13 protein-coding genes are annotated in these 15,207 nt (G+C 57.6%); all 13 read right to left on the bottom strand.

Translation table 11 applies throughout. The features are described 5' to 3' along the window. Positions 1-4 precede the first annotated feature (4 nt). Entirely contained in the window at positions 5-1,339 is a 1,335-nt protein-coding gene (locus tag KUV51_RS15740) for a glutamine synthetase family protein (protein ID WP_218463006.1), read from the bottom strand. Between the two features lie 52 nt (positions 1,340-1,391). Beyond that, positions 1,392-2,198, bottom strand: a complete 807-nt coding sequence (locus KUV51_RS15745) for an ABC transporter permease (protein WP_218463005.1) — start codon at positions 2,196-2,198, stop codon at positions 1,392-1,394. Beyond that, a complete protein-coding gene (locus KUV51_RS15750) occupies positions 2,198-3,082 on the bottom strand; it encodes an ABC transporter permease (RefSeq protein ID WP_218463004.1) in 885 nt (294 codons plus the stop codon). The genes KUV51_RS15745 and KUV51_RS15750 overlap by 1 nt, the downstream gene beginning before the upstream one ends. Before the next feature lie 51 nt (positions 3,083-3,133). After that, a complete protein-coding gene (locus KUV51_RS15755; RefSeq protein ID WP_218463003.1) occupies positions 3,134-3,856 on the bottom strand; it encodes a transporter substrate-binding domain-containing protein in 723 nt (240 codons plus the stop codon). Positions 3,857-3,883: 27 nt separating this feature from the next. Continuing rightward, a complete protein-coding gene (locus tag KUV51_RS15760; protein ID WP_218463002.1) occupies positions 3,884-4,657 on the bottom strand; it encodes an ABC transporter ATP-binding protein in 774 nt (257 codons plus the stop codon). A 125-nt stretch (positions 4,658-4,782) separates the two neighbouring features. Continuing rightward, positions 4,783-5,520, bottom strand: a complete 738-nt coding sequence (locus KUV51_RS15765) for a phosphate/phosphite/phosphonate ABC transporter substrate-binding protein (RefSeq protein WP_218463001.1) — start codon at positions 5,518-5,520, stop codon at positions 4,783-4,785. Next, entirely contained in the window at positions 5,517-5,951 is a 435-nt protein-coding gene (locus KUV51_RS15770) for a TerB family tellurite resistance protein (protein WP_218463000.1), read from the bottom strand. Before KUV51_RS15770 ends, KUV51_RS15765 begins: the two co-directional genes overlap by 4 nt. 24 nt (positions 5,952-5,975) lie before the next feature. Continuing rightward, positions 5,976-6,410, bottom strand: a complete 435-nt coding sequence (locus KUV51_RS15775; protein ID WP_218462999.1) for a TerB family tellurite resistance protein — start codon at positions 6,408-6,410, stop codon at positions 5,976-5,978. A 5-nt stretch (positions 6,411-6,415) separates the two neighbouring features. Then, entirely contained in the window at positions 6,416-7,189 is a 774-nt protein-coding gene (rlmJ, locus tag KUV51_RS15780) for a 23S rRNA (adenine(2030)-N(6))-methyltransferase RlmJ (protein WP_218462998.1), read from the bottom strand. A gap of 167 nt (positions 7,190-7,356) precedes the next feature. Beyond that, positions 7,357-7,980: a ferric reductase-like transmembrane domain-containing protein gene (locus KUV51_RS15785; protein ID WP_218462997.1), complete on the bottom strand. Its 624-nt coding sequence runs from the start codon at positions 7,978-7,980 to the stop codon at positions 7,357-7,359. A gap of 3 nt (positions 7,981-7,983) precedes the next feature. Next, positions 7,984-8,475 (bottom strand): twin-arginine translocation pathway signal, encoded by a 492-nt coding sequence (locus tag KUV51_RS15790; RefSeq protein WP_218462996.1) that lies wholly within the window; start codon positions 8,473-8,475, stop codon positions 7,984-7,986. Positions 8,476-8,673: 198 nt separating this feature from the next. Then, complete coding sequence (locus KUV51_RS15795; RefSeq protein WP_261385857.1) at positions 8,674-13,917, bottom strand: NACHT domain-containing protein; 5,244 nt, start codon at positions 13,915-13,917, stop codon at positions 8,674-8,676. Between the two features lie 160 nt (positions 13,918-14,077). Continuing rightward, positions 14,078-14,827 carry a hypothetical protein gene (locus KUV51_RS15800; protein WP_218462994.1) on the bottom strand — a complete coding sequence of 250 codons (750 nt, stop codon included), beginning with the start codon at positions 14,825-14,827 and terminating at the stop codon, positions 14,078-14,080. Between the last annotated feature and the right edge of the window lie 380 nt (positions 14,828-15,207).

The following is a 15,207-nucleotide window of genomic DNA, read 5'->3' on the forward strand; positions in this document are numbered from 1 at the left end:
CTGCTCAGACGCTGTCGAGGTAGATTTCGGTCTGTTCCTCGGGGCTGAGGTCGGCCATGTGCTTTGCCTCCTGCCGCTTGGTCATGAGCATGTTGCGGATCAGTTCGGCGTCGAAAATGCGCGCGATCTCGGGACTGTTTTCAAAAGCGGTTATCGCGCTGTCCCACGTGCCCGGCACCTGCGGCAGGTCCTGCGCGTAAGCGTTGCCGGTGATCGGCGCTTGTGGCTCGGTGGCATCCTCGATCCCGTTCAGTGCGGCGCCGAGGACCGCGGCAATGGACAGGTACGGGTTCACGTCGCCCCCGGCAAGGCGGTGTTCGATGCGCCGCGCTGCGGTGGGGCCGGAAGGCACGCGGATCGCCGCCGTTCGGTTCTCATAGGCCCAGGCGATACCCGTGGGCGCGTGGGCGCCGGGCACGAGGCGGGCATAGGAATTGGCATGCGGTGCAAAAACCAGCATGGAGCCGGGCATGGCGGCTAGACATCCCTGAATGGCGTGGCGCAGGGCATCGCTGCCCGCGTCCGTGCCGTCGTCAAAGATGTTGTTGCCATCCGCATCCAACACCGAAAAGTGCATGTGCAGACCGTTGCCGGCATAGTCGGGGTAGGGCTTGGCCATGAAGGATGCGGCGAACCCGTGCTTGCGCGCCAGTCCCTTGACCAGAATCTTGAACAGCCACGCGTCATCTGCCGCTTTCAGCGCGTCGGGCTGGTGCATCAGGTTGATTTCGAACTGGCCCAGACCGCTTTCGGAAATGGCGGTGTCGGCGGGGACGTCCATTGCCTCGCAAGCATCGTAGAGCTCGGTAAAGAAATCGTCGAAGGCATCGAGGGTGCGCATCGACAGAATCTCGCCCGCCACGCGCCGTTTGCCTGAGCGCGGCGACGGCGGCACGCGCAACCGGCTGCCTGCGTCGTCAATCAGGAAGAACTCAAGCTCCACTGCAACAACGGGGGTCAAGCCCGTGTCTGTGAAACGTTTTTGCACGTCGGCCAGGGCATGGCGCGGATCGCCCATGAAGGGGCGGCCATCTTCGTGATACATCCAGATCGGCAGCAGCCCGGTGGGTGTGTTCAGCCACGGCATCGGTACGAAACCACGCTCGGTCGGACGCAGGACGCCGTCGCGGTCGCCCGAGGCAAGGACCAACGGACTGTCCTCGATATCCTCGCCCCAGATGTCGAGGTTCAGGACGGACATGGGAAAGCGCGTGCCATCTCGCGCCACCTTGTCGGCAAAGCGCACCGGCATCCGTTTGCCCCGCGCCACCCCGTTCAGATCGGCAGCAGCCACGCGGATCGCGCGGATTTCAGGGTTGTCTGTAAGCCAATCGTGCATCACGCGTCTTTCATTGTTCCGACAAGTATGCCCGCCGGAGGCACAAAATCCTTCACCGGATCAGGTTCATGCGCAGCTTCATCTTCTGGCGCGTGTTGGCTGGCAAATGGCGGTTCAGGCGACGGTTCACCAGGCCAAAGATGCCAATGATGATCAACGTCAGCAGGATGAAATATCCTGCAAGGATGGGATAGGGTACAAACGGGTTGAACGTCTTGTCTGCAAAGTAATTCGCGTAGTAGAGCGCATCGCCCCGCTGTTGCCACGCCGGAAAGCCGGAGAAATACACCAGTGTCGTGGCGTGAAACAGAAAGATGGCTTCGTTCGTATAGGCCGGCCAGCCCAGCCGCAGCATCGTGGGCCAGACGACGCGCTTGAAGCGGGGCCAGCCGGATAAGCCGTAGGCATCGGCGGCCTCGACCTCGCCCTTGGGGATGGATTGCAACGCGCCGTAGAAAATCTCGGCTGAGTAAGCGGCGGTGTTCAGGAACAGGACAATCAGCGCGCCCAGCCATGCGGCCGAGAAGGGATGAAAGAAGGGGTGCACGCCCTTGAGCTGCAGGAACAGGAAGTAGGCAAAGAAGAACTGGATAAAGAGCGGCGAGCCTCGGAAGATGAAAATGAACCATTCCGATGGCTTGCGGATCAGCTTCGACTGCGCGTTCTTGCCCATGGCGACCGCCGTGGCCAGGACAAAGCCGAAAGCCAGTGCGAGCAGGCCAAAATAGATGTTCCAGATCATGCCAGAGCCGATCAGGGTGAACTGCTGGCACAGCGTGAAGTCATCGCGCGGCAGGAGCCGTTCGCCAATCCCGATGGAGCGCAGGCCGTAGTCCATGATGGTCTGGGCGCAGGACATCAAGCGGCGGCCTTTCGCTGTGCTTCACCGCCTGTCGTCGCTTGTCCATGCGTCAGGCGCACCATCAACCTGTCGAGGACGATCTCGGACGCGCGGGTGAACATCAGGTAGAAGATCAGCAGCGCGAGAAAGTACCACATGCGCCAGTCGCCATGTGGGTACTCCGTAAAGCGCGAGGTCTTGGTCCCGCCCAATTCGCGCGCCCAATACACGATGTCTTCGACACCCAAAAGAAACAGAAGGGGTGTCGCCTTGATCAGTACCATCCACAGGTTTGACAGGCCCGGCAGGGCAAAAACCCACATCTGGGGCACCATCACCCGCCAGAAGGTCTGGCGCGTGGTCATGCCATAGGCTTCTGCCGTCTCGAGCTGCGCCTTGGGCACGGCGCGCATGGCGCCGTAGAGCACATTGGCTGCGAAGGCGCCGAACACGATGGCGAAGGTTAAAACGGCAAGGCCAAAGCCGTAAGTTTCGTGCATCCATTGCGGGGCATTGCCCAGGGGCATCTTGGCCGCCGCACAGACCACAAAATCGTTGCCTTGGCGGATGGGGTCGGTCCAGTCGGGGCAAAGTGCGCGGTGGCGCAGATATTCAATGGCCTGGTCAAGCGCGATCACGAAAAACAGGAAAAACGCGATATCGGGCACGCCCCGTACAATCGCGATGTAGCCGCGCCCGAGCCAGGACACTGGCGCAATACGCGATCGAGCCGCCGAGGCTCCGGCAAAACCAAAGGCCAGGGCCGCGGGCGCAGTGATGGCCAACAGTAAAAAGACAGTCAGCACCGACCAATAGATCGACATGTGCTTGCCCGTTGTCAGGTAGCACGCCATCCACTGCCAGTCGGGCAGGGTGCTTGGATCGGTACAGAAGGAAAACATGAACGCCAGAAAAAGGAGGGCGGAGGTGTCCTCCGCCCTGCTAAATGGTCTTTAGAAACCGTCGCCGATTTCCCATTTGGCGATCAGTTCGTTCAGCGAGCCGTCTTCCTTCATCGAGGTGATGGCCGCGTCGAACTTCTCTTTCAGCTCGGTGTCGCTTTCACGCAGGCCCAGACCGATGCCGCCGCCGATCAGCTCTTCCTTGTCGAGCATCATCAGGTCGGCGTCTTCGTCGGCGATGGGTGTCAGGAATGCTTTGTCGGCCAGAACCGCGTCGGCTTCACCGTTTTTGACGGCAGCGATCGTTTCCTCGGGTGTCGCAAATTCGACCAGTGTCGCGCCGGTTTCGGCGATGAAAGCCGCCTGGATCGTATTGGCTTGCGCAGCCAGTACGCCGCCTTCCAGATCAACATCTGCCGACATGGCGACATAGGCCGACGGGTCGGGCAGGGTGTAGTTCTGAGTGAAGTCGATAACCTCGTCACGCTCGTCCGTGATGCTCATGCCCGCGATGATCGTGTCATAGTTGCCGGACACCAGGTTGGGGATGATGCTGTCCCATTCGTTGGTGACCCATTCGCAGGTCAGTTCGGCGCGCGCGCACAGTTCGTCGCCCAGCTCACGCTCGAACCCGTCCACTTCACCGGCGTCGTTGATGAAGTTGTAGGGAGGGTAGGCGCCCTCGGTGCCCATGCGCACGACCGAGTGACCGTCGGCCAGGGCGAACGTGGCGGTCACCGCGACCGCAACCGTCGAAAGAAGGATGGATTTCATGAGTGATACTCCCGTTGGTGTGTTGATTTACGCGGCGTGGGTTGCAGACAGAAACCCGCGCAGACGTTCCGATTTGGGCGCGCCGAACAGATCGTCGGGCGCCCCTTGTTCTTCGATCAGGCCCTGATGCAGGAATACGACATGGTCGCTCACGTCATGGGCCAGTTTCATATCATGCGTGACAATCAGCATGGTGCGCCCTTCGGCGGCCAAGTCCTTGATCACCTTGACAACTTCCTGTTCCAGTTCAGGGTCCAGGGCACTGGTTGGTTCGTCAAACAGCAGCGCTTCCGGCTCCATGCAAAGTGCCCGCGCAATCGCCGCACGTTGCTGCTGGCCACCGGACAATTGGGCCGGATAGACGTCGCATTTGTCGCCAATGCCCACCTTGTCCAGGTATTTGCGGGCGGCCTGCTCGACCTCTGCCGGGTCGCGGCGCAGGACGGTCACGGGCGCTTCCATCACGTTTTGCAGGATCGTCATGTGGGCCCACAGGTTGAACTGCTGGAACACCATGGACAGGTTCGTGCGGATACGCAGAACCTGCTTTGCGTCGGCGGGGCGGCGGGCGTGATCGCTGCCTTTCCAGGTGACCGGTTCGCCCTTGAACAGAACCTCGCCCTGCTGGCTGTCTTCCAGCAGGTTGCAGCAGCGTAGAAGTGTTGATTTGCCCGATCCGGATGACCCGATCAGCGACACCACGTCACCGCGTTTCGCCCGAATATCCACGCCTTTCAGCACCTCGAGCGTGCCATAGGCTTTGTGTAGGTTGCGGATTTCGATAACGGCGGTGTCGGACACGTGTGGGCAGCTACGTCTGTTTCGATCAGCCGGTATAAGGGAGGAAAAGATGTGCCTTGTCCACGGGCAAAAGGGACGTTTTGCCTGCGTTTTGCGCAAATTGACGTGGGGAGAGGCCGGATTGATCAGGGCGTGGGCGGAATGGGCAGGGCGAGGTACTCGGATGCCGGGATGTCGACCATCCCCTTGAGGCGCAGATCGCACCGGTCCTCGTGTGGCATTGCAGCGATGGCTGAGCGTACGGCATCCGCAATTGGTGCGGGATCGCGATCCAGTGCGGTGATATAGGGCAGTGCCGGTGTTGGTTCGGTCGTGTCGAAAGCTTCGAGATAAGCAACCGCATCCATATCGTGAGCGCCCCAGAGGAGCATTGTTACGGCGTCGATGGCTGCGTAATCTGCTGTTTTTAACAGCACACTATTAATGCTTCCCAAGTGGGACCCGGTTTGTTTGATCCGCTTCGGTCTTAGCCCACGCGCGGCCAAATGCGCCACCGGAGCGGCCCAACCGGATTGTGATAGCGGTTCGTTGTAGGCCATAACCCCTTGTTTCGAAAGCTCTCTCAAGGGCCGAGGGTCGTCGCGCCGTCGGATCAGGTAGCTGAAGTAATACCCCGATGGACAATCCGGCAGGTCATAATCCGGCGTGCCGACGAGTGTGACCTTGTCATGCAACCGTGCCCGATACGGCAGGCCACAGGTCTGGGCCAGAAGCAGGTCGGGGGATTGCCATTCCGCCCATGGATCACCACCCCGAGTGAGGTGGTCGGGGCCATATCCAAGGGCAGTGCGGATGCCAGCCCATAGCCGGTCATGGGCGCGTTGGAGGTGCGGCATGTCGTACATGCCGAGCGATGCGATCATCCGCTGACGCGCTGGCGTGCCTTGGCGCTGTCCTGGTCGGTGATGCCCAGCAGGTTGGTGACGAGCCGCAAAAGCGCATCCTCTTCCTGTGCCCGTTGCCCGTCGGCCAGAACCACCTTCCAGAGCGCTTCGATCACGGCCAGACGCTCTTCGTACGGGACGGCGTCCTTGATCGCGCGGGTGAAGCGCACGGTGTCGGGGGCTTCGGCTTCCATGGCTTCAGCTTCGGTGCGTAACGCTATGGCATCGCTTGCAGAAAGCCTGTAGCGATCCTGCGCGATCTGGTCGATCAGCACCCGTTCGTCGCCGGAATAGTCATTGTCGGACCGGGCCACGCGCACCAGCAAAGCCGTGAGGGCCAGTCGAGCGTCAGCATCGGGAAGTTGGGCGGGTTCGGGCTGGATCAGCCGTTTGAGCAGGTCTTGGAACATGGGAGCGATATATGCCGCTATACGTTAGTCGCCAAGCGCTTGCGTTCGGATGGCGGCGCTGTCTTCGGGTGTAATGGCAAGGGCGGCTTCGATCTGGTGCAGCACATCCTCTTCGATCCGGGCATGGTCACCATCGGCCAGAAGCACCTGCCACATCGCCACGGCGAGGCCGCGTCGATCCTCGTAAGCTACTGTTTCCCTGAGGATATCCGTGTACTCTGGTGTGCCGGGCGCATGTCGTTCCAATGCCTCGCACGTGGCACGCAGCTTGGCGGCTTCAAGCGGCTTTAGGTTGAAGGTCGCAGCGAGGATCTTGTCGATGGCGGCGACTTCGGGGGCCTGATACTCCCGATCGGCCATCGCCACACGCACCAGCAGCGCGCCCAGGGCCAGTTGCGGTGTTGGCTCCGGCAAGGGCGCGGTTTCTTTGGGTCTTTTGGGGAATAGGCGTTCGAACATTTTGGTCACTTCAGCTGGTCGAAATGAGTTTTCAGAATTGCGGCTTCTTCGGCAAGACCGAAGGGCGGTCGGATCACGAATAGGCCGGATCCCACCATGCCATGCCCCGGTCTTGCGGGGGGAAAGCGGACCTCGTGCCTGAGGGCATCATGGTGGTCTTTCTCAAGTGATTTCAGCATGTTGTTGTGCGCGCCTGATGTCAGAATCGGGTACCACAGCACAATGATGCCCACATTCCAGGCGCGTGCGTATTTTCGGATATGCCCGGGGATCGTTTGGTAGTCGTCCTTGATCTCGTAGCTGGGGTCGATCAGCATCAGACCCCGCCGCGGCGTGGGCGGTAGGATCGAGTGCGCCATTGCAAAGCCGTCGGCGCGGTGAACCTTGGCCGTGGGCAGCGCCAATTCGAGGGCGTTGTGTTCGGCCGGGTGCAGTTCTGCGATGGTCAGGCTGTCAGTGTCGCGCAGGATTTGGGTGGCGAACAGAGGTGAACCGGGGTATGCATTTTGTCCATGTAAGCCAGAGGTTTGCGTCAGGCACTTGATGTAAGGATGGTCAGGCGCAAACCAGTCCCGCGCCCGCGCGATCCCCTGCGCAGCTTCGCCCGTTTTCAGCGCTTCGTCTGCCCCCAGATCATAGAGCGCACGCCCGCCATGCGTCTCGATGTAGCTGACCGGTTTGTCCTTGCGCGTGAGGTAGGCGAGCATCCAGGCGAGCAGGCTGTGCTTGTGGACGTCGGCGAGGTTTCCGGCGTGATAGATGTGCTGGTAGCTGAGCATGGGCGCTTATGGCCCGGCGACCACCGTACGCGCAACGGTTAACGGGCTGTTTTCCTGATTGGTGGAGAATCGGGGGTTAACGCCCGTAAAACAAGGGATATGGGCGATGCACCGGGCGTGCACCCTCTGTACACCCCCCGTACACCGGTCCGGCACAAAATCCGTGTTTAACGGTGCGTGCGCTGCGACGCGTTGCCAAAGGGTAAACGCGGGATCATGCCGCCGATAAACGCGATGCGCAGGGCCGCCAGACCAACACAGATGCTCAGGGCGTATTTGGTGAACGGCTCCATCGTGCCCTGGATCAGCAAGGCGTGCGCAACCGTCCCGCCCGCTACCGTGACCACCAGCGCTGCGTGCAGGCGGCGCCATGATGTTGGGCGCAGGGGCAGGCGTTTGCGCAGGGCGGCGATCAGAGCTGCGGCGAAGACGGCCCACATGGCGATCACGCCCCAGATGGCAAAGGGTGTAGGAGAGCGAAAGAGCAGCACGTCGATCACATCGGGCGGGCTGGTGATCCAGAGCCCGGCGACGTGGCCCACAACGGCAAGGACAAGTAGCGCGCCCGTAATGCGGTGGATGCGGCGGCTGCGCGTAGGGGACAGACCGGGCAGGTCACCTGCCGCGAGCAAGGGTTGCAGGAGCAAAAGCGCCATGCCGAGGATACCGGCAAAGCCGGAGGCGATGTAGATCCCCTCGCGCCATTGCAGAAGCGGGCTGAACGCTGCTGCCGTGATCGGGGCCAGAAGTGCAACGCCGAGCGCCGCCCAGATCAGAGTGGCGCGCAACAAGGATCAGGCCGGGACCAGCACGAATTGCACATCAAGCGTTGTGTCGGAGGCGCTGGCCATGATCGGGCGCAGGAACACCGTCTCGAACCCGTTGTCGTCGTAGTCTGCATCATAGGCGAGGTGGCCGTGTGGCTGGCCGAAGGCGGGCACGATTTGGGGCATGTCCATCTGGAAGCGGCCCTGCGCGTCCGTGAGCGTGGCGCCATGGCTGCGTTCGTCGCGCTCGTGCCCTTCGGTCGTGTGGGCCCACATCTGGATGCGTGCGTTGGGAATGGGTGCCCCGTCACCTGCGCGCAGAACGGTGCCTGTCATCAGGAAGCCGCCACCCCCGATGCGGTCCATGATGGGCGCGCCGGGGCGGTAATTGTTGGCGCCGCCCCGCATTGTGGGCGTGGGGGCGATCCCCTGGGCGCGGGCAGGGAGCGTAAGACCGGTGGTGAGCAGGGCGGCGGAGCCGGTGGCAAGAACGGTGCGGCGGGGCAGTGAGGTGGTCATGTTCATGTCTCCTCAGTTGGCGGTTGCCTTTGAGGTAAGAGGGTAACACGACGGATAAAGCGGCGTCACGCGGTCGTGATGCCTGCGCGCGATTTGGAAAGGTCCGCTGTGCGGACGAAGCGGACCTTCGCTGCGGTTGCAAACGGGCAAGCCATAGCCCTTTAAAGCGGACCTTGGACACGAAGTTATGATCTGGCCTCACGGCGAAGTTTCGATTTGTAAGACCTGTGGCGGATTGCTGAAACGTGGCCGGTCAAACAGCGAGCTCATTTGAAGTGCTGCTGCGCGACGATCCCCAAGTTCAGTCAAGTGATCGAGAATCTCCAAGAACTGAACGTGGACATCAGACTGCAATGGGGCGTCTCGTTCGGCAAAGGATTGAAATAGACCGGCGAGTTGCGCAGTTCTTCCCCCGGACCAAAACCCTCTAGACTGCCAAACTGCGGGCGCGATGCCTCCCAACCTCGAAGCGAGGAATTCGCTGCTGCGGTGATCGAATGACCTTTCAACATGGAGCAAGAATGCTTGCATGACCTGCGGTAGATGGCCAAATCTTTCGAGCATCCAATCAATCAATGGGTCCAGTAGCTTTGCATCGGACCAATCATTGTTAGCGAAGCGGGCCGCACCCATTGCTGGCCGATCCCAATTTGCCCCCATTGCGATACGAACCAATTTGTGAAGCTGCTCGGGAAGTCCATAGTCCTCCCGCCACTCCGGACGCTTCCAATCCGGGTCATCTGCGACTGCCTCAAAGATGTCGAGAAAAACATCAACAATGCCCGCTGGAACTGTCGGTGAATCCAGAAGTCGCATGCAGGAGTACGCATTTGCGAAAGTCGAGAGAGCTTCGCTCTTCGGCTCATGGGGCAACTGAGACAGGATAGGTATGATTGCACTACGAATACTTTGAATTGGCAATTTCTCGCACAGCGCTGCCAAGTCCCAAATGCAACTGGAAAACTCCAAACTTAGCCTTGAACCTGAACGGTGCTCGGCTTCGTCAGCTGCGCCAATTGCCGCAGTGAGCTTTTCAACGAAGCTATGCAGAAGAGCTATTAGGTCGTCACGAAAAGCATGATCTTCGTTGAACCTGTCTTTCGGGATGATCGACAACACCGACGCGAAATCCTTGACCCGCCATTGATCTAAGTGTTCCGGCTCGATTTCGGCATACGTCTCAGACAGCCCTTTTCCTTCGCCAGAAGCTAGAGCTCGTATAGTTGCCTCAAACAGCCGTTGTTTTTCGGACGCCAGACTGTTTTCTCTCTCATCGCGTCGTCGGTACCAATCAGGTGAACCACGATCCAGTTCGAGAGTCGTCAGCTTGAAAGCGAGTGCTGTGCACTTGTCAGCGAAGCCCTTGTGTTCTCGCCAACATGATGCGGCATTTGCCAACGCAGCCAACTGCACGCCCTTGTAGGGATGAAAGCACAACCGAACCAGTTCTTCCTGTGCTGAACCTGCTAATGGTCCGCCATTCTTGACTATCGCCGTCAATCCCTTCGATGCAAACGTTTCGGGTCTGTCGTCGGAAGGAGCATCAGCGTGAAAAAACTCATCGTTTGCCGGAACAGTACTGGCGGCGCGAAATGCAACGCTTTCGGCCCATTCCACTTGATCACGTGGAAGATCGGGCTTCAAACTCAGAATCGCTGCTGACACGGCTGCTACTCCGCCAGCGCGGCGGCTGCCGGGGTCTCCGGCATCAAAACCAGATTTGAACAGGTCCTCGTTTTCGACCTGGCGTGCGAGCGCTACAATTTCCTCTCGCGTCTGATCATCAATTTTGCCGCCCTCAAACCAAGACTCACATTGGTTCAGCAGTTGGAAGCCTTCGTTCCAATGGGCTAGCCGCTCACCTGCTTCTTCAGCTTGTTGCACTCGTTCGTCTGACGGCTGAAATGCAACGCCGACTTTCCCATCATCGGTTTCCACCTGAGCATAGTTCGACAGGTCTGCCATCGCGGCCCACTCCTCGGCTCGATGCAGAAAATATGCGACTAGCTTATCGTCATCTTCTTGGCCTTCGTGGGTGAAGGGTAGCTCATTTGGAAAGCTAGTAAGCTTTTCCGCCACCTTTTCGCGTTGGTCGTTAGCTGTGAGTATGAATGCTGTCGCGAGCCATCTGATGTTCTTCTTCCGGGAAGGCCGCGAGTTGAGGCGTTTCAGTGCTTCAAGGTGAGTTGTATCGTTAGACAAGCCGAAGCTCGCTCCGATTTCGTTTGAATGAAGGCCTTGGACGTCATGTTGCCAGCGGTACTCGTCCATGGCCCAGATGTGCTGGCAGCCTACCAGAGCGGCTGCCGCCGGTGACAGCGCATCCTTGTCCAACAAGACTCCCAAAGCGATGCCCAGCGTGGCCACGCTTTCGTGTCCGGTAACAAGCTCCTCTACGATCTCATCAACGTCACGTCCGGCTTCGAGCTCGGAGAACGCCCAATCTTCCAGCGCCATGAGTGCCGACCCGAGGATGTCGCAAGAAAACAGACCCCGATACCAACCATAAATCCTTCGTCCGCCCCAAAACGTTTGGGATCCCCAAGGGAACTCCACACTAAATGAAACCGGAATTTCTCGGTTACGATAGTCGTATTGGGGAAGCTCTCTCCACGCGACAACGGTCCGGCTGAGCAGCTTGCGAACTAAACGAAGACCTTCTTGAGGCGCGTGCTCGAAAAGGGCTGCGAATGGTTGCTGAATAGGCGAGGCTGGATGGCAGTGGCGCGAATAGTCGCAAATTCCCGGAGAATCCCAATCATTCATATGGGGCGACCAACCGATCATCTGCCCCCGCGACCTCTTGGCTGACTCTGATGGTAATGGGTCGATAAACGCTTGGAAGGAAAAGTCGGCTAGGGCTTCAGGGACAACACTGGCAAGGCGCACGCTCCATGCAAAGACGCTGGTTTGGATCTTGTCGTCAATTCGTTCGCTTGTCCACGCTTGAAGCCTACGAGTTAGCAGGTCCGTGTTAGTGAGCGAGGATCTTAGGAAAGCCTGTCGAAGTTTGCGACCGAAACCATCCTTACGAAACCCTAATGGAGTGATCTTTTTGCTCCGTTCCCTATAGTCGTAGGCATCCCATTCAGTCAATATCTGATCGACTCGTTCAGCAAAACGATCTTTGATCTTGTCGGGATAATCTTGAAACAGGTTCAGCCATACTTCGAACGTGTCAACAATGTCCTCGGCCGTTGCCTCGTTCCAATCAAGCGAAAGCAACCAGATCAGCAATCGCCTCCAATTCCGAACAGGGCGGGGCCAAGACAAGAAGTCAGCTAGTCTGAATTTTTCAAACTTAGTTTTCTCGCCGAGTTCAAGAGCGCCATGAACGACTAGAAGGTTTTCGATAGTTTTGTGAGCGCGGAAAGAAGAAAGGAGCCTGATAAGCCGGTGGTCTTCCCTCAAGAATTCTGAAATCGTGTCTTTACGGTCAAAGAACGCTGGCGAGGAAAATGGTGCAAGGAGCCAAACCCTGCTCCAATGACGCCACGCTTCCTGCTGCTCCAGTGCCAATTGAGTTTCTGACCAGTTGTGTCCGGTCTCGAATTCAAACTGTGACAGTAGCTCCACTACCCGGATCATTCCTGGCCTGTCTCCAGCGGCGGTGAGGGTGCTCGGCCAATCTGGACCATTTTGGCGGCACAAACCGAACATCGCCCATTCAAGAAATATGTCGTGGGTAAAGGAATATCGTCCGCTACCCGCAACCTCCGCTATCGCTCGTTCTTGTACTAGTTCCGTCAGAGCTTGAGCGGAAATGCCTTCTACTGCGGCGCTTCTATTGGTTGCTTGAGCACATCTCGCGGCTAGCTCACCCATCGCTTGGCGGCGTTCAATTGAAGAAGCTTTATCTTGTAGAGCCTGCGCTCCTTCCAACCAAACCTGCGCCAGCGAAATCTCGGAAAATTTGTCCGGTGCTCCATCAGTGCCCACTGAACGCTGTGCCAAAACCTGAGCAAAGAAAGGGCGCCTTGCAAATTCCTTTTCTTGACCCTCGGCGAACAGGACTTCGTGCATCGCTGGAAACCGCTCGGCAAGGATGCCAGCCTCACTATCATCAAATCCATCGATCTCGACGATGTGTGCTTGGCCCTCCTCAACAAGTTGAGGAGGTAGCCATATTCTCAAGTCCTCGAGGTGTGACGACCGGGTAGATGCCACAACGCGCCAGTCCGCAAGCCTTGGATCATCGAGAAGAATAGTTACGATATCCAAGATTGTTTGACGGGTCTCATTTCCTAGGCGATCTATCCCGTCGATGAAGAGAGTTGGTTTTCCAAGTGTGGCTAGCTCAAAAAGGAGGTCAGCAAGTCGTTCCGCTTCTAGGCGCAAGTGCTTGGCCAGTGAGGGCCAGCCGGGGCCGACGAGACGCTTGTCGGTCAGAACTAGAGCGAAACCGTGCCTGGCGTGCTCTTCGGCCAGCGCGCGTAACACCGCGGACTTTCCCGAACCGGCCTCGCCCGCTAATTGGATAAATCGCTTTCCGTCATCAATTTCGTTAATCTTTTCGAGAATACTGTTCCGCGGGACAATCAGCCCAGAGATATCCATTCGGATACCTTGAAGAGCGTGTCTTGTTTCTTCTGCTACCTTAACCAGATCGCTGCGCATGCTTGGAAGAGAAGAAAGATCAAACACTCCCGAAAGCTGCTCAACCAATGTTGCCCTTGAAAAGCTACCTGCTGCGCCGGACGCTTGTCGTGATATCTGGGAAAGTCGTACCCAAAGCTCTTCGGCACGATGACGCTCTCCAGTTGGTAGCGCATTCCTCAGACGTTCAATCGCCTCGAACGAACCTGACGCTCCTTCTGAAAGCGTGTCAAAGACGAGGATGACAAAACGCCTTAGAAACTGCCACGAATTTTCCTCATCTTGCGCGTCTGCTGGGAGCAAAGCTTGGACATCGCTCACGAACCTTCTTTGTGCGTCGCTTGCGAAATTCTCGGTTTCGAGCCGCCTAAAAAAATCGTCTGCCGACTTGGATGTACGAGCCCATTCAAGCGTAGAGCGGGCTGCCCGGAGTGTGGACTGGGCGATATTAGCAGCAGCTAGTCCGACACGGTCCCGACCTATTCTGAAGCCGTCTTTCTTGAATTCTCGCCAGCTAGCCGAAATAACGTCTCGAAAGTCGGTATTCGTTTCAGCAGAACTCAGCGTTGGGCTTTGCTTCACTTGTAGAGCCAGTTTGGAAGGTTGGCCGTATCGATCCGACCCCTCCACAATAATGTCGTCCAGTGGCTCGCCAAGCGCCGCGCGCTGGAGAAGGACGCCGTCAGTAATCGCTTCAGAGATCCCTCGCGCTCCGCCTTCAACAAGTAGGCTGGTCAGATATGAAGCCACTACCGAATCTTCAAAGGTGTAGCCAACGCCACCTGTTGCCTCGGGACTTGCGGTCATTAATTTTCCACATTTTTTTTGCTCGAATGGCCCTATCATACTCGGACTCGAGTGGAGCAAAAACATGAATTTGTCAGATTGCCCGGTATTGCGAACGCAATGTCCAGAAAGGCGGGCCGCAACGTAGTGCTTCAATCATCTAGTGGAGGTCGGTTATGGGCTACGATTGCTACAAAAGATGAGGAAAACTAGAATAGACTTATCCAGACAGCTCGGGAAACTCAGCCTTTGGTAGATTGCCTTCACGTAAACGATAGTGGACATAGCGATGAACTAGAAGCCATGCCATTTGACTTAGTTTCCGATTGGTTGCCGCACTAACTGGTGTCCGATTTCCGTGTCTTGGATCAGTTGATGCCTCCGTCAGCGCTCTCAAATAACCTTCGCTGACCCTGAGTTCGCTCCGCGCTTTAGCCCACATGGCACCTTGCTTTTCATTTGGAGCTATGAGTCGCGCGATGCTTTCCGCAACTCTACCATAGCTGATCGGAGCGTAGTGGGTCTTGCTGAGCATCGATAGAAGATCTGCTACCGCTTCGCCAAATGCATGATCTGCAATCATAAGATCAGCGATGGTCTCGATGTCGTCATCGGTGAAAGTACCAAGTGATCTCAGATAAGCATCACCAAGTGCAAGTGCTTTAACGGAGCCGTCTGGCCTCACGACAAAATCGACAACAATCTGATAAGGGATAGCACTGATAAATCCTGCCGCATTCGCCAAGCGTTGAGCTGCGTCCCAGGCCGCTTGGAAAAGCGCTAGTGCTTTGTCGTCGGTATACTGCTCGACCTCAACTTTAACTTGGAACCCGCCCTCAAGAATCGAGACTTCGATGACAGATTCGGGTTCTGTTTCCACACTTGGCTTCCGCTCGAATTTTGGAGTGTAGTTCACTGTGAGCGGTACGTGGTCAGGGACTACGCGGCCTTTGAAATAGAAGACTTCCATCTAGTTTGATTCCTTGAAAAATTTCACGGCAATACCGATGCTACAGCATCTTTCGTGCGCATTGGCTCGGGTTTGAGACAAAAAAATAAAAGCCCACTCTGAAGAGCGGGCTTTGGCGGGGAGCACCGGGCTCGAACCGGATGCCCTTTCGGGCACATGACGCTTATCAGGCGCCTGCGAGGACCTCCTCGCTTCACTCGATAGTGATATGTTGCGTGCTCAATCATATTTCAAGCAAGCTGGCAGGATTTCTTTATGTCCGCTTCTCTAATTGGGCATTTGGGTCAAGCTCGTTTTCCTTCTTTGTTTGGGACCGTTGTCACTCATCCGGGTCACGCTTCTCTTCGCAGTCTGGGTGATGCCTCGTGGGACATCGCTGC

Origin of the sequence: Tateyamaria omphalii (assembly GCF_019802125.1) — a bacterium.
Lineage (GTDB): Bacteria > Pseudomonadota > Alphaproteobacteria > Rhodobacterales > Rhodobacteraceae > Tateyamaria > Tateyamaria omphalii_B.